Source organism: Methylopila jiangsuensis, from assembly GCF_027922305.1.
Taxonomy (GTDB): Bacteria; Pseudomonadota; Alphaproteobacteria; order Rhizobiales; family Methylopilaceae; genus Methylopila; species Methylopila jiangsuensis.
In genome coordinates this window covers 419,588-437,843 of sequence record NZ_BSFK01000010.1, presented here as the reverse complement: position 1 = coordinate 437,843, position 18,256 = coordinate 419,588, and the positions used below count along the sequence as shown (strand labels likewise).

Below are 18,256 nucleotides of genomic sequence, written 5' to 3'. Positions count from 1 at the left end.
CGCGGACGCTCCGGCGCTGAATTCACGCCACGGCGCGCTTCTGCAGCTCCACCAGCTCGGCGCTGCCCTGCTTGGCGAGGCGGAGCAGCTCCATCAGCTCGGCGTCGGAGAACGGCGCGCCCTCGGCCGTGCCCTGAACCTCCACGATGCCGCCGGAGCCGGTGAGCACGAAATTGGCGTCGGTCTGCGCCTCCGAATCCTCGGCGTAGTCGAGGTCGAGCACCGGCTGGCCGCGATAGATGCCGCAGGAGACCGCGGCCACATGGTCCTTCAGCGCCGGGCCGCGCAGCATGTCGCGCGCCTTCATCCAGGCGAGGCAGTCGTGCAGCGCCACCCAGGCGCCGGTGATGGAGGCGGTGCGGGTGCCGCCGTCCGCCTGCAGTACGTCGCAGTCCACCGTGATCTGGCGCTCGCCCAGCATGCGCAGGTCCACCACCGCGCGCAGCGAGCGGCCCACCAGCCGCTGGATCTCCTGGGTGCGGCCGGACGGCTTGCCGGAGGTGGATTCGCGCCGGGTGCGCTCGTGGGTCGCACGCGGCAGCATGGCGTATTCGGCGGTGACCCAGCCGCGCCCCTGTCCGCGCAGCCAGCCGGGAGCCTTCTCCTCCAGCGAGGCGCAGCACAGAACATGGGTCTCGCCGAACTTCACCAGGCAGGAGCCTTCCGCGTAGCGCGCCACGTTCCGTTCGAGGGAGACGGGGCGCAGCGCATCGGGCGCGCGCTTGGACGGACGGGTGGTCATGAAGGCCTGCCGGATTTGGAATTCGTTAAGACGTCGATCGGGCGCCTTTCTGCCCCTCCGCAGCCTGCGCCGCAAGCGGCTCGCGCTTGATCGCGCCGATGGATCAAGAAAGAATTCGCTCCATGTCCATCGATCGCCCCATCGCCACCGAAGCCCTCGCGGGTCTGCGCCAGCTCGACCAGCGCTCCCGCGACATCTTCCGCCGCATCGTCGACACCTATCTCGCCACCGGCGAGCCGCTCGGCTCCCGCAACGCGTCCCGGCTGCTGTCGGTGTCGCTGTCGCCCGCGTCCGTGCGCAACGTGATGTCGGACCTCGAAGCGCTCGGCCTGATCTACGCGCCCCACACCAGCGCCGGGCGGCTGCCGACCGAGCTCGGCCTGCGCTTCTTCGTGGACGCCATGCTGGAGGTGGGCGACCTCGCGGAGGGGGACCGGGCGGCGATCGAGCGGCAGGTGCAGGGCGCGGGCGCCAACCGCGCGGTGGAGGACGTGCTGACCGACGCCTCGGCGCTGCTGTCGGGCCTGTCGCGCGGCGCGGGCGTGGTGGTGACCTCGAAGCAGGATCCCGCCATCCGCCATCTGGAGTTCGTGCCGCTGGAGCCGCAGAAGGCGCTCGCCGTGCTGGTGGGCGAGGACGGCTCGGTGGAGAACCGCATCGTCGCCCTGCCCAAAGGCCTGCCGCCCTCGGCGCTGACGGAGGCGGGCAACTTCCTCAACGCGCGGGTGCGCGGCCGCACGCTGCGGGAGGCCCGCGCCGCGATCGAGGAGGCGGTGGAGAGCGCCAAGCGGGAGCTGGACGAGCTCTCCGCCAACGTGGTCGCCGCCGGGCTCGCGAGCTGGGCCGGCGCCCCCGCCGGCGAGCCGCGCCAACTGATCGTGCGCGGCCAGGCCAATCTGCTCGAGGACCTGAAGGCGCTTGAGGACCTGGAGCGGGTGCGGCTGCTGCTGGAGGACCTCGAAGGCAAGAAGGACGTGATCGAGCTGCTGGGCCGGGCCGAATCCGCCGACGGGGTGCGCATCTTCATCGGCTCGGAGAACAAGCTGTTCTCGCTGTCCGGCTCGTCCATGGTGGCCGCCCCCTTCCGGGACGGCGACCAGAAGATCGTGGGCGTGCTCGGCGTCATCGGCCCGACGCGGCTGAACTACGCCCGCGTGGTGCCGATGGTGGACTACACCGCCCGGCTCGTGGGCCGGGTGCTGGGCGGCTGAGGCCGCCCGCCCGGCGCGTCGATCAGTTGATGTTCGGATCGGGCATGTCGCGCAGGTTGGTGATGCGGCCCATGCCGAAGTCCACGTCGCCGGGCTTGAAGCCTGCGGCGCATTCGCCCACGCGCTTCGCCTCGATGGTGGTCTGCTGCGACGAGGGGCCGGCGGGCGTGGTGCGCTTCACGCCGTCGGGAGCGTTGCTGCCCTCCATCTGGACGTCGGTGCGCATGACGTAGGCGCTGGCGAAATCGCCGGTGATGACGCTGCGGGAGAAGGTCTTCAGGTCGCCGACCGCGCAGTCGCTCTCGAGCACGATGGCGTCGCCGTCGGTCTTCTGCTCCTGCCGCGAGCACAGCCGCTGGGCGGTTCCCGCGAACTTGGCGTTCAGCAGCTTGTCGGTCTCGGCGTCGAGGCACATGCGGATGATCTGCGGCGGCATGGCGGCCGTGTCCACCTGCACCTTCATCTCCCACTGGCCCGGCGTGCGGGGCGGAAGGTCGAAGCCTGCGGCGAAGGCCGGCGCGACGAGAGCCGCGAGCGCGGCCGCGACATGGACAGGACGCATGGCAAATCTTCCCGGTTGAACCGGGCGCACCATACGCCGGCCGCGGCCACGCGCAACCGCGTCAGGACAGAAGCGGCGCGTCCGGCCCGAACAGCTCGCCGGCCTCGGCGCCGCTGGGCATGCGCGCCCGGCGGGCCGGGCCGCGCTCGATCCGCCGCAGGCTCCAGCCGAGGCTCGGCGTGCCCCTGAGCGTGCCCCGCACCACGATCTGCTCCGCCCGGCGGGGGCCGTGGGCGCCGGAGAGATGCACGCTCTCCTCCACCTCGGCGACCGCGTCCGGCGAGGAGAACAGCCAGCCGGCGCCGCTGGCGGCGCTCAGCAGCACGCTCTGGCCGTCCTGGGCCGGGGCGGCGCGGATCGCCGGGTGGAGATGGAACCGAAGCGCCACCTTCCGGTCCTCGGGCGGGGGCCCGACCCGGACCGGCAGGAAGCGGTCCTCGCCCTCCAGCGTCAGCCCGTCGTCGGACAGGCGCAGCGCGCGCTCGTGATCGACCCCGAAGCGTCGGGCGTAGCCGTCATGCCGGGCGGTGACGCGGACGAAGCCCGGTTCGCGCTGCCGCTTCACCTGCGGCCGCGAGGGGCCGGCGAGGATCAGCGGGCCGATGAAACGCCTGAGCCACGGCGCCGTCACGAAGCGGCAGGAGGAGGTGTCCGCGATCACCGCGGCGGCATGGGCCGCGGTCGCCCGCGCCGCGGCGTCCCACGCCTCGCGTCCGATCTCCGGCGCGCCGCAGTTCACCACGATCCGCTCGGACCCGTGGGACAACTCGAACGACAGACAGCCCGCATGGGCGAAGCGCGACACGCCGCGCGGCGGCGGCGCGCCCACATCCTCAAGCGCCAGCGTGTCGCCGGCGACCAGCCGCTGGTAGCCGGAATGGGGTGCCTCCTCCATCACCGGGCCGCGGGCGTCGTCATAGGCCAGCACCGTCGCCACCAGATCGTTGCGACTCGGCCCCGCGCCGTTGAACTGGGCGAAGGCCCCGTCGCCGTGGCGGAAGAAGCGCAGCATGGGCATGGCGCGGTCGATGGCGTTCAGCAGCCCCTGCGGCGGCGCCACGCCCCGGACCGCGAAGGCCTGCCGCAGCGGCAGCAGGTCCAGCAGCACCTCCACGATCGCCGCCGGGTTGCGGCTCACATGGCCGCCGTCGGCGAGGATCTGGCGGTCGAGCTCGTCGGCGAGCTGCTTGGAGGCGGTCTTCAGCAGGCGGGTCTCGCCCGCAAGGCACAGGCCCGCATAGACCAGCGCGCAGGCGACGGTGAGGCGCGGCAGGCCGTCCTCGGTCCGGAGCTTCAGCCGGGCGAGGCGGCGGGTCTGGCGCGCGAGGCTGCGCAGGAAGCGGCGGTAGAAGGCGCGGTCGGCGCCGTCGAGAATCAGCGGCGACTGGCACAGCCACGAGATCACCCGCCGCGCCGCCACCTCCGGCCGCCGCGCCGCGCCGCGGGCCACGCCGCCGCGCAGGCCGATCCATTCGTCCACCAGCGCACGGGCGTTGGCGCGGGACAGCGTGGTGTCCGCGGCCCTGAGATGCCGCAGCCAGCCGAAGCCGTGCAGCGCCTCGGCCCAGGCCTGCGACGGCGGCGGCGCGAGAAAGGGGGACGCCCCGCGGGTGTCCACGCTCTTGGCCTCGAACACGAAGCGGCCGGCGTAGATTTCCGCCGCGCGGGTGGGGTCCGAGGTGCGCAGGTCCTGCGGCGCGATCACCAGCTTGTCGGGCGTGCGGGTGGGCCGGATCAGCAGCGCCGCCGAGCGGGCGGCGACGCCGCGCCAGATCACGGAGGCGCATTCCGCCGCCACGGCGCGCGCGAGCCGGGCTTTCTCGCCGAGCGCGACGCCGGTCATACGCTGCGCCCCCCTTCGAGCTTCGCCTCAATCTTCACGCTGCGCCGAAAGCGCGAGCCTATTCAAACGATTGAAACACAGGCTGCAGGCCGTGTCGCGATTCGATGGGCGCGCGGAAGGCTTCAGTCCACACGCAAACGCGCGGCGAAGAAGCCGTCGAGACCGGCGAGACGGACGTCGTCGGCCGGCAGATGGCTCGGCAGCGTGCGCACGAACCCGTCCGCCGTCACCGCGTCGGCGAGGCCCGGCAGCTCGTCCGGCGCGACCGGATCGACCGTGACGCGGCCCTGCGCGCGAGCGACCAGCGCCTCGATCTGGCGCTCGCCCTCCTCCGGCTCCAGCGAGCAGGTGCAGTAGACGAGCCGCCCGCCCGGCGCGACCAGCCGGACCGCGGCGTCGAGCAGACCCGTCTGCAGCTTGGCGAGTGTCCCGATGTCGCTCTCGCGCTTCATCCAGGCGACGTCGGGGTGTCGACGGATGGTGCCGGTGGCGCTGCAGGGCGCGTCGAGCAGCACCGCGTCCGCGGGCTCCAGGCTGATGGCGGAGGCGTCGCCCACGCGGGCGGTGGCGGACAGGCCGAGCCGGGACAGGTTGTCGGTGAGCCGGCGCAGGCGTTCGGCGGACTTGTCCACCGCCACCACCTCGGCGCCCGCGAGCGCGAGTTGGGCGGTCTTGCCGCCGGGCGCGGCGCAGAGGTCGATGGCGCGCTTGTCGCGCAGGTCGCCGAACAGCCGGGCGGGGATGGCCGCCGCGGCGTCCTGCACCCACCAGGCGCCGTCGCCGTAACCGGCGAGATCGGCGACGCGGCCGCCGGGCGCAAGCCGCACGCTGCCCGTGGGCAGCGCCAGACCGCCGAGCCGTTCGGCCCAGCCGGACGCGTCGCTTTTCACCGTGAAGTCGAGCGGCGCTTCGGTGGCGAGCGCGCGGGCGATGGCCGCCGCCCGCGCCGGGCCATGGGCGCGCGTCCAGCGGGCGTAGAGCCACGGCGGCAGGTCCTGACCGTCCTCGACCGTCTCGGGGGCGCCGGCGGAGACGATCCCCCGCAGCACCGCGTTGACGAGGCCGGAGAAATGCCGCGCGTCCGGATCGGCGCGGGCGCCGGCCACCGCCAGATCGACCGCGGTGTGCGCCGGAATCTGCATGAACAGCGCCTGCGCCGCGGCGGTGGCCATGATGGCCTCCAGCGGCCCGCCCTTCTTGGGAAGTCCCTTGTCGAGCCGGGCCGCGATCAGGCCGCGCAGTGTGCCGAACCGGCGCAGAGTCACGCCGGCGATGGCGCGGGCGAGCGCCCGGTCGCGCTCGTCGAGGCTCCGGAAGCCGGACGGATCGTGCTCGGCCTCAAGCGCCGCGTCCAGCGGACGCGCGCGGGACAGCACGCCTTCCACGAGGCGCACGGCGACGCGGCGCGCGGCCAGCCCCGGCGGCTCCGGCGCTTTCTGGGGCATGCCGAGCGCGCGGCGCGGACCGGCGCGGCGGGGTGCGGGCTCCCGGCTCAACCCCAGGGGCTTCCGCGACGGCCGGACGGAGCGCCCCACGGACCGGAGGCGGGCGCGGGCTGGTTCTGCGCGCCACGCCAGGACTGGGCCAGCTCCATCAGCGCGGCGACGCGGTTCTGCGTGGCCGGATGGGTGGAGAACAGGTTGTCCATGCGCTGGCCCGACAGCGGGTTGATGATGAACATGTGCGCGGTGGCGGGGTTGCGCTCCGCGGCGTGGTTCTCGATGCGCGCCGCGCCGTGCTCGATGTTCTGGAGCGCCGAGGCCAGCCATTCCGGACGGCCGCAGATCTCCGCGCCGAGCCGGTCGGCGGCGTATTCGCGCGTCCGGCTGATGGCCATCTGCACGATCATCGCGGCGATGGGGGCGAGAATCATCATCGCGATCGACCCTATCATGCCGAGCGGCTGGTTGTTCTCCCGGTTGCCGGAAAACAGGAAGCCGAAATTCGCGATCATGGAGATGGCGCCGGCGATGGTGGCCGTGATCGTCATGATCAGCGTGTCGTGGTTCTTCACATGGGCGAGTTCGTGCGCCATCACGCCCGCCACCTCCTCCCGCGACAGGCCGTTGAGCAGCCCGGTGGTGGCGGCGACCGCCGCGTTCTGCGGGTTGCGGCCGGTGGCGAAGGCGTTCGGCTGGTCCTCGTGGATGATGTAGACCCGCGGCATGGGCAGCTGCGCCCGGGCCGCCAGATCCGCCACCATGCCGTAGAACTCCGGCGCGGAACGGGCGTCCACCTCCTGCGCGTTGGTCATGCGCAGGACCATCTTATCCGAGTTCCAGTAGCTGAACGCGTTCATGCCCAGCGCCACGACGAAGGCGATCATCGCCCCGCCCTTGCCTCCGATCAGGAAGCCCACGCCCATGAACAGCGCGGTCATGCCCGCAAGCAACAACGCCGTGCGGAAGTAGTTCATCGAGGCTCTCTCCGTGTCCGTCCTTCGGCCGCCGGGGCGTTTCGCCCGCGCGCCGTCGTCGCGTATCATGTGGGGCGCGGGGCCGCCGTTCCCAAGACGCCGCGGCGGCGCCCCGCCTTCGTGACAGGAGACGACGCCCATGGACGACGCGCGCGACAGACCTTTGAGCGAAGCCGCCCGCCGCGCGCTGGCGGAGGCCGCCGAGCGCCGCGCGGACTACGAGCGCCGCGCCGCCGAGCTCGCGGCCACGAAGGAGATCGACGGCCGCGACGGGCCGGAGCCGGTGCGTTACGGCGACTGGGAGCGCAAGGGCCTCGCGTCCGATTTCTGACGCTCGCGCCACGCGGCCAGCGGCGAACTGACGCAGGACGGGAACCCTCCACGCTGCGCTGCGGGAAGACCCGCACGCCACATGGGAAATCGGCGCCCCTGCGACTTATTGAAAAGTCAGAAACCGGAAATCGAAAACAGGTCCAAACGGATAACCTGTTATTGACTCGCATCGCGCTCTAAAACCCCGCAGCGGAACCGGGCGTCGTCGATCGTCCGGCACGCAGGGGAAGCGGACGCCGATCCGCTCCGTTCCATTGTTCAGGGAGAGCGACATGTTGAGAGGCGTGATGTTCGCCGCCGCGGCTTTCGCGGCGCTGACCGCCAGCGCGTACGCGGCCGAAATCGAAGTGAAGATGCTCAACCAGGGCGCCGAAGGCCGCATGGTGTTCGAGCCGAGCTTCATCAAGGCCAACCCGGGCGACACCATCAAGTTCGTCGCCACCGATCCGAGCCACAACGCCGAGACCGTTCCGGGCTTCCTCCCCGAGGGCGCCAAGGAGTTCAAGGGTGAGTTCTCGCAGGACGTCTCCGTCACCGTCGAGAAGGAAGGCGTCTACGGCGTCAAGTGCCTGCCGCACATGGGCATGGGCATGGTCGCGCTGATCGCCGTCGGCTCCAACTACCCGAACCTCGAAGCGGCGAAGGGCCTGAAGTTCACGGGCGTCGCCAAGAAGAAGTTCGAGGCGCTGCTCAAGAAGGCCGAAGAGTCCAAGAGCGCGGCTCTCGCCCAGTAAACTGCGGCCGGCGGAGAGGGGTCGCCTCTCCGCCGCCTTTCAGATGCGCGCGGCGAGCATCCGCGCGACGCGGAAGCCCGCATGGGACAGGGCTCCGCAGACCAGCCCGCCGAACCAGAGCAGAACCGCCCAGAGATGGGCCAGCAGCCGTTCGGCCAGACGGATCGTGGTGCGGAACGCCCTCAGCGAGGCCCGCCCGGTCAGCTCCGCCACCGCGCGGGAGCGCGTCCCGAACCGCGCCGTGAACGGCGCCAGCTCCGCCAGATCGTCGCCGGACTTCACGAACTTCATCAGCCGCACGGTTTCGCCCGCCCCAACCGTCGCGCTTGCGGCCCGCAATTCTCGGCCGACCTTTCCCATGGCGGCGAGGTCGATGGATTTCGCCGCTCGGCCGGCGGCGGGGGCCCCGCCGACAGGCTTCAGCGCCCGCCGTCCGAGATCCGCCGCGAACTCGGCGGTCAGCGTGCCGGCCCGCCCCGCCGCCTTCAGCACGGAGACGCCGAACTTCGCCGGCGCGGCGACGCCTGCGGTGGCGACGGTGGCGGCCGTGGCGGCGATTCCCGCCGCGGCGAGCCCCAGCATCAGGTCGCTGTGCTCCTCGCCGCGGGCGATCTTGCCGCCTTCGCTCACCAGATCCCGCACGTCGCCGACCACGGTGAAATCGGCCGCGACGGCGCCGGCGAGCGCCGCGCCGCCTTCCGTTTCGCCGGTGGCGAAGCCCCAGGCCGCGCCGCGCATGGCGCGCCAGGCGGTCGCGCCCGGGGCTTCCATGGCCGCCAGCCGCTCAAGCGTCCCGGCCTCAAGCGGCCGGTTGAGGTCGGCCGCCAGATCGGCGTAGCCGCGGGCGAGCGCCACGTCCTCGTGGTCCAGCGCGGCGCGGGCGCGGGTCTCCAGCGTCTCCGCCGGCGCCACGTCCGCGAACGTGCGCGCCACGGCGGTCTCCAGCGGCACGGTCCAGCCCACGTCGCGGGCGAGGCCGAGCGCCACCGCCGCGACCGAGAGGCCGAGCGCCGCGCCGGACAGGCGCGAGGTCCAGTCGAGCGTTCGGACGAGCCGGCGCCCCATCTCAAGGACCTCGGGCGCGCATCAGCGCCGCGTGCACGCTGAGCCGCTCCGACCAGCGGTGAATGTCGCGCAGGATGCGGGCGGCGAAGGCCGGGTCTTCCGCCATCAGTCCGTGCGCCAGGGCGCGAGGCGCGTCGAGCACCCGGCAGGGCCGGTCGGCGAACAGGTCTGTGGGGGCGATCGCCTCCAGCGCGGCGACGCCCGAGGCCCAGGCGCCCGGCTCCTCGTCGCGCCACACCAGCGGCTCCGCCACGCCGCGCACGAAGCGGCGCATGGTCCAGCGGCCTTCCAGCAGGAACAGGAAACTGTCCACGTCGCGGTCCCGCGACAGCAGGGTCTCGCCCGCCGCCGCAGCGCGCTCGGTTCCGTTTTCCGCAAGCGCCGCCAGCGTGGACGGGGCGAAAGCGGAGAAGACCGGCAGGCCGGCCAGCTGGTCGCTCAAAGGCAGCGGCATGATCATCGGGCCTTCCGGTTGCGGCCGCGGGCGGAGACCGAAACATGGTCGCGATGGGCCTGAGGCTCAAGCGGCGCCCGCCCCTTGCCCGCCGTCGCCGCCCCGGCGCAGAGTGCCCGCCCCGGAAATCCTGAGCCGCGAGCCTGATCCCATGTCCCGTCTCGACGACACGCGCCCCTTCATCCCGCTCGGCGTGGCGATCGTCACCGTGTCCGACACGCGCACGCCCGCCGACGACCGCTCCGGCGACACGCTGGCCGCGCGGGTGGAGGAGGCCGGGCACCGCCTCGCGGGACGCCGGATCGCGCCGGACGACCGGGAGGCGCTGCGCGCCGCGGTCTGCGCCTTCGTGGCCGATCCGGCGGTGGACGTGGTGCTGACCACCGGCGGCACCGGCTTCACCGGCCGCGACGTGACGCCCGAGGCGCTGGAGCCGCTGTTCGAAAAGCGGATGGACGGGTTCTCGCACCTGTTCCACGCCTATTCGGCGGGCAAGATCGGAACCTCCACCCTGCAGTCGCGGGCGACCGCGGGGGTCGCCGGCAAGACCTTCATCTTCGCGCTGCCGGGATCCACCGGCGCCTGCAAGGACGCCTGGGACGGGGTGCTGAAGGCCCAGCTCGACTACCGCCACATGCCCTGCAACTTCGTGGAGATCCTGCCCCGGCTGGACGAGCACCTGAAGCGCGGCAAGCTGCGCGGCGCCTGACCGGTCAGCCGTAGAGCCGCGAAACCAGCGCCGGCGGCACCCGGAGCATCAGCAGCCCGGCGCCGATGGCGCCTTTCGCCCCCGTGGGACGGCGGGGCGTCGCCGGCGCCAGCGCCAGCGCGCGCAGCCGCACTAGACGCCGGCGGCCGATGCGGCGCAGAAGATCGGCCTCGGCCATGGCCGGCAGCGGCCGCATGCCGCCCAGTTCCTGATAGAGCGACTTGTGGATCAGCAGCCCCTGCTCCGGCTGCGGCAGGCCGGACAGCGAGCCCCACAGCCCGACGAAACGTTCCTCCGCCCGGGCGCGGGCGCCGAAACGGTCGAGTCCGAAGGAGAACACCGCCGCGCGGCGCCCCTGCTCGCCCCGCCGCTCCACCGCCTCGATGAAGCTGCGCGCTTCGTGGCGCCAGCCCTCCGCCAGCACCACGCCCGGCTCCAGCAGCAGCACCCAGCCGGACTTGGCCCGCCGCATGGCGGCGTCGATGCGGCCGGCGCGGTCGGCGAAGCCGCCCACCACGCCGCAACCGGCGATGTCGGCGATTTCCAGCGTGGCGTCGGTGGAGCCGCCGTCGGCCAGCGCCACGTCGCGCACCAGCCCTTCGGCCACGCCCGGCACCAGCGCCGCCAGCGTCGGCCCAAGCCGGTTCTCGTCGTTTCGGGTGGGGATGACCACGCTCAGCATGGAGCGTGTCTTTAGCACGCGCACGCGCCGGAGTCTGTTGGCTTTCTTGAGAGGCGCACCCCGGACCGGCGACGGCGTAAATGTTCTTGAAATGTTCTTTTTTCGAACCTAACCTGTTCGGCATGATCGCCACGCCGCGCCCTTCGCTCCCGACCGCTCCGCCGCAGCCCGTCGCGCCCGACCGGCGGCGCGGCCGGGGAACCGTCAGCAACGCCAGCGGGCGATTCGAGCCCTATGTGCGCACCGAGGAGGACGACGGCTGGGACGTGCTCGACAGTCTGGAGCCGTTCCGCACCGAGGTGACGCTGGAGGCGGCGCGCACCGCCATCACCCGCAACCAGTCGCCCGACATCCCGTTCGACCGCTCGGTCAACCCCTATCGCGGCTGCGAGCACGGCTGCGTCTATTGCTTCGCGCGTCCGACCCACGCCTATCTCGGCCTGTCGCCGGGGCTCGATTTCGAGAGCCGGCTCACGGTCAAACCCAACATCGCGGAGCTGCTGCGCAGGGAGCTGTCGGCGCCCGGCTACAAGCCCCGGACCATGGCGCTCGGAACCAACACCGACCCCTACCAGCCGCTTGAGAAGACCCACCGGCTCACCCGCCGCATCCTGGAGGTGCTTGAGGAGGCGCGCCATCCGGTCGGCATCGTCACCAAGTCGGCGCTGGTGCTGCGGGATCTCGACATCCTGTCGCGCATGGCGGAGCAGGGCCTCGCCAAGGTGGCGATCTCGCTCACCACGCTCGACCCGACGCTCGCGCGGCAGATGGAGCCCCGCGCCCCGACGCCCGCGCGCCGGCTGGAGACCATCGCCCGGCTGGCGCAGGCGGGCGTGCCGGTGACGGCGCTGACGGCGCCGATCATCCCCTCGCTCAACGAGCACGAGATCGACCGTCTGCTGGAATCAGCCAAGGCGGCGGGAGCGTCGGAAGCCGGCTATGTGCTTCTGCGCCTGCCGCACGAGATTAAGGATCTGTTTCAGGAATGGCTGCTGGAGAACCATCCGGCCAAGATGCGGCGCATCCTGTCGCTGATCCGCGACACGCGCGGCGGCAAGCTTTACGACAGCGGCTGGGACGTGCGGCAGAAGGGCGAGGGCGTGGTGGCCTGGACCATCGGCCGGCGCTTCGAGATGGCCTCGGCCCGGCTCGGGCTCGACCGGCGCCATCTCAGGCTCCGCACCGATCTGTTCGTGGCGCCGCCCCGTAAAGGACGCGGCGAACCCGCTGACCAGCTCTCCCTGTTCTGACGCTCCCGCTCCAAGGATGTCGCGCCATGCCGTCGCCGCTCTCGCTGTCCCTGCTGACGCTCGGCGTCGCCGACGTGGCGCGCGCCTCCGCGTTCTACGAGGCGCTCGGGCTGACGCGGGCCGCGGACAGCAACGCGCAGGTGGCGTTTTTCAACACGCCGGGCGCGATCCTCGCCCTTTACGGGCGCGAGGCGCTGGCGGAGGACGCGGAGGTTCCGGCCGCGGGCGATGGCTTCCGGGGCGTCGCCATGGCGTGGAATCTGCAATCGAACGAGGAGGTGGACAAGGCGGTGGTGCGCTGGGTCGCCGCCGGCGGCCGCCTGACGCGCGCCGCCAAAACAGCGTTCTGGGGCGGCTATTCGGCCTATGTGTCCGACCCGGACGGCCATCTGTGGGAGATCGCCCATGCCCCGGGCTTCCTGTGGGACGCGACGGGGCGCATGACCGCGCGGGAGTGACGGGCGCCGCTCGCGGAAGCCGCCCGAATCGCGCAAGGACGTGATGGCTTCTCCTCCACGCCGCCGGTTTCCATGCGCCACCCCCGTCCGATCAAGCTCCGTCCCGTCGCGACCTTCGAGCGCGAGGCCGCGGCCCATGCGCGTGGGCTCAGGGGCGTCGCCGGCGTGGACGAGGCCGGCCGGGGGCCGCTCGCCGGCCCCGTGGTGACGGCGGCGGTGATCCTCGATCCCGACGCGATCCCGCACGGCCTCGCGGATTCCAAGGCGCTCACCGCCGCGCGGCGCGAAAAGCTGTTCGCGGAGATCGTGAGACACGCGCAGGTGGCGGTCGCCTCCGCCTCGCCCGAACGGATCGAGGCGCTCAACATCCGCGGCGCGACGCTGTGGGCCATGGGCCGGGCGATGGCGGGGCTCCCCACGCGGCCCGGCTTCGCGCTGATCGACGGCCGCGACGTGCCCCCCGGCCTGCCCTGCCCCGCGGACGCGGTGATCGACGGCGACGCGCTGTCGCTGTCCATCGCCGCCGCCTCGATCGTGGCCAAGGTGGTCCGCGACCGGATGATGAAGCGGCTGGGCGAGGCCTGCCCCGGCTACGGCTTCGAGAAGCACATGGGTTACGGCACCGCGGCGCATCTGGAGGCGCTGCGCCGGCTCGGCCCCTCGCCCCACCACCGCCGCGGCTTCGCGCCGGTGGCGGCGCTCATCGCCGCGGGTCGGGCGGCCTCGTAACCTTTCGTTCACCCTGTTCCTTGACCCGGCCTTTACGTTACCGAACCGAGACTCCGTCCGTCAGTGCAGTAACCTTAACGGATGGGACCTCATGGCTTTCCGGAGCAACGGCGCGGCCCGCGCGACGACGGCGGGCGCCCCCGCCTTCCCGCTGGACACGATCCTGATCGGGGACTGCGTCGCCCAGCTTGAAAAGCTGCCCGCGGCTTCGGTGGACCTGGTCTTCGCCGATCCGCCCTACAACCTGCAGCTTCGCGGCGACCTGCGCCGGCCCGACGACAGCCTGGTCGACGCGGTGGACGACGCCTGGGACCAGTTCGAGAGCTTCCAGGCCTATGACGCCTTCACCCGCGCCTGGCTGCTGGCGGTGCGCCGGGTGCTGAAGCCCACCGGCACGCTGTGGGTGATCGGCAGCTACCACAACATCTTCCGCGTCGGCGCGACCATGCAGGACCTGAGCTTCTGGATCCTGAACGACATCGTGTGGCGCAAGTCGAACCCGATGCCGAACTTCCGCGGCCGGCGCTTCACCAACGCCCACGAGACCCTGATCTGGGCCTCGAAATCCGCCGACGCCAAGGGCTACACCTTCAACTACGAGGCGCTGAAGGCCGGCAACGAGGACCTGCAGCCGCGCTCCGACTGGCTAATCCCGATCTGCTCCGGCGGCGAGCGGCTGAAGGGCGACGACGGCCGCAAGATCCACCCGACCCAGAAGCCCGAGGCGCTGCTGGCGCGCGTGCTGCTCGCGGCCTCCAAGCCCGGCGACGTGGTGCTGGACCCGTTCTTCGGCTCCGGCACCACGGGCGCGGTGGCGAAGCGGCTCGGCCGCCACTTCGTCGGCGTGGAGCGCGACCGCGACTACGCCGCCGCGGCGCAGGCCCGGATCGACGCCGTGGTTCCGCTCGGCGCCGAGACGCTGGCGCCGGCGCCCGCCAAACGGGACGCGCCCCGCGTCGCCTTCGCCAGCGTGGTGGAGCGCGGCCTGCTGCGGCCGGGCGACCGGCTCACCGACGCCCGCCGCCGCTACGAGGCCACCGTGCGCGCCGACGGCACGCTGGCGCTCGGCACGGTCATCGGCTCCATCCACCGCATCGGCGCCATCGCGCAGGGGGCGGAGAGCTGCAACGGCTGGACCTTCTGGCACGCGGAGACGGCGAACGGCCTTGCCCCGATCGACGCCTTCCGGGAGACGATCCGCGCGGAGGCGTGAAGCCGCCTCAGCCGCGCGGCAGCGCCCGGGAGACGCCTGCGGCGACGACCAGCGCCGCCAGCGCCAGCGGCAGGAAGGCGGCGCGGAGGCCGAAGCCTTCGCCGATGAAGCCGATCAGCGGCGGGCCCATCAGCCCGCCGCCGTAGGCCATGGTGGCCACCATGGCGAGCGCGGTTCCCGGCGCGAGCCCCGGCGTGCGGGTGGAGGCGGAGAACAGCACCGGCACCACATTGGCGTAGCCGAGGCCGGTGACCACGAAGCCCAGCAGCGCCACTTCCGGAATCGGCGCCAGAATGACGACGGCGAGCCCCAGCGCGCCGATCAGCCCCGAAAGCTGCACCGTCCGCAACGGCCCGAGCCGCGCCGTCACCCGGTCGCCGGTGAGCCGCGCCAGCGTCATGGCGGCGGAAAAGGCGGCGTAGCCCACCGCCGCGAGCGCCGGGCTCGCGCCGGTCGCCTGCGTCATGAACACCGCGCTCCAGTCGATCATCGCGCCCTCCGACAGGAAGGCCAGCAGCGCCAGCGCGCCGAGGCCGAGCACCGCCCGGCTGGGCAGCCGGAGCCCATGCCCCTCGTCCGCCCCCGCATGGGCGTCGCCGGGCAGCGCGAGCCGCAGCGCCGCCAGCGCCGCGATCAGGCCGAGCGCTGCGGCGCAGAGCCCCATGCCCAGCGCCGCGCCGGCGTCGAGCGCGATCAGCGCTCCGGAGGCGGCCGCGCCGCACAGCCCGCCGATGGAGAAGAAGGCGTGGACCGACGACATGATCGGCCGGCCATAGGCCTTCTCGATCGCCGCGGCCTGGGCGTTCATGGCCACGTCCAGCCCGCCCATCAGCGCGCCCAGCAGCAGGGCGCAGACCATGAGCGCGCGGCCGTCCGAGGCGTGCGGCGGCAGGGCAAGAGCCAGGCAGAAGGCGAGCGCCGCCGTGACGGTGACCCGCACGGCCCCGAAACGGTGCAGCAGCAGCCCGGTCAGCGGCATGGCGCCCACCGCGCCCAGCCCCATGCCCAGCAGCACGCCGCCCAGATCGCCGTCGCTCAAGGACAGCCCGCCCTTCAGCAGCGGCATGTGCGCCGCCCAGACGCCGAGCCCCGCGCCCGAGACGAAGAACACGGCGACCACCGCCGCGCGCGCCAGCATCAGGCGGCGCGGAACGCGCGCCGCAGAGGTTGCATCGGTCATGGTTCAGGCCTTGCGGGAGAATTCGGCGCGGGCGAGCGCCGCCACCTTGCGGAACACGGACGGCAGCGCCTCGCCGTCGAGCGCGTCGCGCGCCGCCCAGCGGGCGCCGGGCGGCGCCTTAAGGCCGGCGGGCGCGTCACAGGCGAGCACCGCCAGCCGGAGCGCGAAATGGCTGAACACATGCTCCACCTCGCCCGGCAGCCGGCGCCAGCGGCCGGCGACCGGCGCCTCGCGGGCGAGCGCAGCCAGCGGAGCCGACAGGTCGATGGCCTCGTCCCATGCGCCGGTCGGGATCTCGGTCATGCCGCCGAGCAGGCCCTTCAGCGGCCGGGCGCGCACCAGAACCGCGCCGTCCGCCCGCTCGACCCAGTAGGCCACGCCGAAACGCTGCGGCCGCGCCGCCTTCGCCGTCTTGCGCGGATAGGTCTGCGGCGCGCCGCCGGCGCGGGCGCGGCAGGGATCGTCCCAGGGGCAGAGCGCGCAGGCGGGCGACTTGGGCGTGCAGATGGTGGCGCCGAGATCCATGGTGGCCTGGGCGTAGTCGCCGGGACGGCGGACCGGCGCCACCTCGGCCGCGAGGCGCCTCAGGCGGGGCTTGGCGGCGGGCATGGGCTCCTCCACCGCGAACAGCCGCGCCATCACCCGCTCCACATTGCCGTCCACCACCACCGCCGGGCGGTCGAAGGCGATGGCCGCGATCGCCGCCGCCGTGTAGGGGCCGACCCCCGGCAGGTCCAGAAGCTCCGCCTCCGTGTCGGGAAAGCGCCCGCCGTGGAGCGCGACCACGGCCTGCGCGCAGGCGTGCAGGTTGCGGGCGCGGGAGTAATAGCCGAGCCCGGCCCAGAGCTTGAGCACGTCGTCCAGCGGCGCGCGGGCGAGCGACGCCACGTCCGGAAAACGTTCGAGGAAGCGCAGGAAGTAGGGTCCCGCCGCCTTCACCGTGGTCTGCTGCAGCATGATTTCCGACAGCCAGACCCGGTACGGATCGGCGCGCGCGCCCACCGGCGCCCGCCACGGCAGCGTGCGCCGGTGGCGGTCGTACCAGGCGAGCAGCAGGTCGGGATCGGGCCGAACGGGGGTTTCGGCGGCTTGCGGCAAATCGTAATCTCAAAGGAACGAATGGAGGCGGGCCGTCGCCCGCGCGACCTTAGACGAACCGATCCGCCGATGAAACCGCCGCGCCGCGCCCGCCATCTCTCCGATCTTGCGCCGGCCGCGCTGGGGCCGGTGGTGGCCAGACAGGGGTTCGCCAGCTCCGAGATCGTGGCGCGCTGGGAGCTGATCGCGGGGCCGGAGCTCGCCGCCGTCACCGTGCCGGTGAAGATCGTGGCGCCGCGCCGGGGGGCCGCGGCCGATCCCTCCGCGCCGCCGGAGCCTTCGACCCTGCTGGTGCGGGTGGAGGGCGCCTTCGCGCTGGAGCTGCAGCACCGGGCGGCGGAGCTTCTCGAGCGCGTCAACGCCCATCTCGGCTGGGCCTGCGTCGGCGCGCTGAAGCTGCGGCAGGGACCGGTGGCGGGGTTCCGGCGCCAGCCCCGGCGGACGGCGCCAGAGCCGCCCGCCGCCACCGCCCAGGAGCGCGCAGCGGCGCGCGCCGCCGCCGCGCGGGTGGAGGAGGCGGCGCTGAACGACGCCCTCGTCCGGCTCGGCGAGGCGGTGCTGGCCCGCTCCCGCGTCACGCGGGCGTGAGCGTCGTCCCCCGCCTCGGGCATGCTGGCGCCACATTCCGCTTGCGAATAGTTGATGGCCGGTCGACCTTGCGCGCCGCCGACACGACGCGACAGGCCCCGCTTTCCAGCAGCGCATGAGCCCAAGGACCAGAACAGCCGTGACCCTCACCCGCCGCCGCTTCCTCGAATCCGCCGCCGCCCTCGGCCTCACCGCCGCGGCCGCCGCGCTTCTCATCGATCCGCGCGCGGGCTTCGTGTCGCAGGCTCTGGCCCAGGCGCCCTCCACCGAGGAGCTCGCCGTCGCCGGCCCGCTCGGCGAGAAGGCCGAGGGCAGGGAGGACGCGCCCGTCACCATCATCGAATACGCCTCGATGACCTGCGGGCACTGCGCCACCTTCGCCAACGAGACCTTCCCGAAGCTGAAAGAGAAGTACATCGACGGCGGCAAGGTGCGCTTCATCCTGCGGGAGTTCCCGCTGGATCCGATCGCCGCCGCCGGCTTCATGATCGCCCGCTGCGCCGGCGACGACAAGTATTTCGCCGTGGTCGACGCGCTGTTCGCCCGCCAGAAGGAGTGGGCCTACTCCAACGATCCGGTCACCGGCCTGCAGACCCTGACCAAGCAGTTCGGATTCACGCAGGAGAGCTTTGAGGCCTGCCTGACGAATCAGGAAATGCTCGACGGGGTGAACTGGGTGCGCCAGCGCGGCGCCGAGAAGTTCGGCGTGAACTCCACCCCCACCTTCTTCATCAACGGCAAGATCTACCGTGGCGCCATCAAGTTCGAGGACATGGAGAAGATCCTCGAGCCGCTGCTCAAGGCCTGAGCCTCGGCCTGGACATCCAAGCCCCCGTAATGCCGAGCTTGGTCATCGGGCATCCACGACTTGAGCGTTCAAGAGTTTCTCCGCGAAAATCGTGGATGCTCGCGCATCGCGCGGGCATGATGGGAGTTTGAACAGCACGCTTCCGCATTTTCCAAACGGGCTCTTGATGGCGTGCTCCGGA

The 18,256-nt window shown here is 72.5% G+C and carries 20 protein-coding genes; 10 read left to right on the top strand and 10 right to left on the bottom strand.

The genetic code is table 11. The annotated features are described in order from the left end of the window. Positions 1-22 precede the first annotated feature (22 nt). Positions 23-742, bottom strand: coding sequence for a ribonuclease PH (gene rph / locus PKE85_RS11790; RefSeq protein ID WP_271204930.1), 720 nt, complete (start codon positions 740-742; stop codon positions 23-25). 122 nt (positions 743-864) lie between these two features. Here rph and hrcA point away from each other — a divergent pair, with 122 nt between their 5' ends. After that, positions 865-1,953, top strand: coding sequence for a heat-inducible transcriptional repressor HrcA (gene hrcA / locus PKE85_RS11785; RefSeq protein ID WP_271204929.1), 1,089 nt, complete (start codon positions 865-867; stop codon positions 1,951-1,953). Between the two features lie 22 nt (positions 1,954-1,975). On the opposite strand, the gene PKE85_RS11780 is transcribed toward hrcA, so the two are convergent. The 4 genes from PKE85_RS11780 to htpX form a co-directional block, all read right to left on the bottom strand. Then, entirely contained in the window at positions 1,976-2,515 is a 540-nt protein-coding gene (locus tag PKE85_RS11780) for a DUF3617 domain-containing protein (protein ID WP_271204928.1), read from the bottom strand. A gap of 61 nt (positions 2,516-2,576) precedes the next feature. Further along, a complete protein-coding gene (locus PKE85_RS11775) occupies positions 2,577-4,358 on the bottom strand; it encodes a heparinase II/III family protein (RefSeq protein ID WP_271204927.1) in 1,782 nt (593 codons plus the stop codon). Between the two features lie 122 nt (positions 4,359-4,480). Continuing rightward, positions 4,481-5,803 carry an RsmB/NOP family class I SAM-dependent RNA methyltransferase gene (locus tag PKE85_RS11770; protein WP_271204926.1) on the bottom strand — a complete coding sequence of 441 codons (1,323 nt, stop codon included), beginning with the start codon at positions 5,801-5,803 and terminating at the stop codon, positions 4,481-4,483. 47 nt (positions 5,804-5,850) lie between these two features. After that, the gene (gene htpX, locus PKE85_RS11765; protein WP_271204925.1) at positions 5,851-6,774 is read right to left on the bottom strand and encodes a zinc metalloprotease HtpX; all 924 of its coding nucleotides are present in this window, start codon (positions 6,772-6,774) and stop codon (positions 5,851-5,853) included. A gap of 139 nt (positions 6,775-6,913) precedes the next feature. Here htpX and PKE85_RS11760 point away from each other — a divergent pair, with 139 nt between their 5' ends. Further along, positions 6,914-7,105, top strand: a complete 192-nt coding sequence (locus PKE85_RS11760) for a DUF1674 domain-containing protein (RefSeq protein WP_271204924.1) — start codon at positions 6,914-6,916, stop codon at positions 7,103-7,105. Between the two features lie 274 nt (positions 7,106-7,379). Next, positions 7,380-7,841, top strand: coding sequence for a pseudoazurin (locus PKE85_RS11755; RefSeq protein ID WP_271204923.1), 462 nt, complete (start codon positions 7,380-7,382; stop codon positions 7,839-7,841). Positions 7,842-7,880: 39 nt separating this feature from the next. On the opposite strand, the gene PKE85_RS11750 is transcribed toward PKE85_RS11755, so the two are convergent. Both PKE85_RS11750 and PKE85_RS11745 read right to left on the bottom strand, forming a co-directional pair. Further along, the gene (locus tag PKE85_RS11750) at positions 7,881-8,906 is read right to left on the bottom strand and encodes a hypothetical protein (protein WP_271204922.1); all 1,026 of its coding nucleotides are present in this window, start codon (positions 8,904-8,906) and stop codon (positions 7,881-7,883) included. Position 8,907: 1 nt separating this feature from the next. Further along, positions 8,908-9,360, bottom strand: a complete 453-nt coding sequence (locus tag PKE85_RS11745; protein WP_271204921.1) for a cyclic nucleotide-binding domain-containing protein — start codon at positions 9,358-9,360, stop codon at positions 8,908-8,910. A gap of 151 nt (positions 9,361-9,511) precedes the next feature. Between PKE85_RS11745 and moaB the strand changes: the two genes are divergently transcribed. Continuing rightward, complete coding sequence (gene moaB / locus PKE85_RS11740; protein WP_271204920.1) at positions 9,512-10,069, top strand: molybdenum cofactor biosynthesis protein B; 558 nt, start codon at positions 9,512-9,514, stop codon at positions 10,067-10,069. 4 nt (positions 10,070-10,073) lie between these two features. Here moaB and PKE85_RS11735 read toward each other — a convergent pair whose 3' ends face one another. Continuing rightward, positions 10,074-10,751: a glycosyltransferase gene (locus tag PKE85_RS11735; RefSeq protein ID WP_271204919.1), complete on the bottom strand. Its 678-nt coding sequence runs from the start codon at positions 10,749-10,751 to the stop codon at positions 10,074-10,076. A gap of 122 nt (positions 10,752-10,873) precedes the next feature. Between PKE85_RS11735 and PKE85_RS11730 the strand changes: the two genes are divergently transcribed. The 4 genes from PKE85_RS11730 to PKE85_RS11715 all read left to right on the top strand — a co-directional run bounded on the left by PKE85_RS11730 (position 10,874) and on the right by PKE85_RS11715 (position 14,401). Further along, on the top strand, positions 10,874-12,001 hold the full coding sequence (locus tag PKE85_RS11730) for a PA0069 family radical SAM protein (protein ID WP_271204918.1): 1,128 nt from the start codon (positions 10,874-10,876) through the stop codon (positions 11,999-12,001). A 26-nt stretch (positions 12,002-12,027) separates the two neighbouring features. After that, positions 12,028-12,459 carry a VOC family protein gene (locus PKE85_RS11725; RefSeq protein ID WP_271204917.1) on the top strand — a complete coding sequence of 144 codons (432 nt, stop codon included), beginning with the start codon at positions 12,028-12,030 and terminating at the stop codon, positions 12,457-12,459. 72 nt (positions 12,460-12,531) lie between these two features. Continuing rightward, positions 12,532-13,188, top strand: coding sequence for a ribonuclease HII (gene rnhB, locus PKE85_RS11720; RefSeq protein ID WP_271204916.1), 657 nt, complete (start codon positions 12,532-12,534; stop codon positions 13,186-13,188). Positions 13,189-13,279: 91 nt separating this feature from the next. Further along, positions 13,280-14,401: a site-specific DNA-methyltransferase gene (locus tag PKE85_RS11715; RefSeq protein ID WP_271204915.1), complete on the top strand. Its 1,122-nt coding sequence runs from the start codon at positions 13,280-13,282 to the stop codon at positions 14,399-14,401. Between the two features lie 7 nt (positions 14,402-14,408). On the opposite strand, the gene PKE85_RS11710 is transcribed toward PKE85_RS11715, so the two are convergent. Both PKE85_RS11710 and mutY read right to left on the bottom strand, forming a co-directional pair. Then, positions 14,409-15,581 carry an MFS transporter gene (locus PKE85_RS11710; protein WP_271204914.1) on the bottom strand — a complete coding sequence of 391 codons (1,173 nt, stop codon included), beginning with the start codon at positions 15,579-15,581 and terminating at the stop codon, positions 14,409-14,411. Between the two features lie 3 nt (positions 15,582-15,584). Then, positions 15,585-16,679, bottom strand: a complete 1,095-nt coding sequence (mutY, locus tag PKE85_RS11705) for an A/G-specific adenine glycosylase (RefSeq protein WP_271204913.1) — start codon at positions 16,677-16,679, stop codon at positions 15,585-15,587. Positions 16,680-16,748: 69 nt separating this feature from the next. Between mutY and PKE85_RS11700 the strand changes: the two genes are divergently transcribed. Further along, on the top strand, positions 16,749-17,267 hold the full coding sequence (locus tag PKE85_RS11700; RefSeq protein ID WP_271204912.1) for a DUF721 domain-containing protein: 519 nt from the start codon (positions 16,749-16,751) through the stop codon (positions 17,265-17,267). A 139-nt stretch (positions 17,268-17,406) separates the two neighbouring features. Further along, positions 17,407-18,075: a DsbA family protein gene (locus tag PKE85_RS11695; RefSeq protein WP_271204911.1), complete on the top strand. Its 669-nt coding sequence runs from the start codon at positions 17,407-17,409 to the stop codon at positions 18,073-18,075. Positions 18,076-18,256 lie beyond the last annotated feature (181 nt).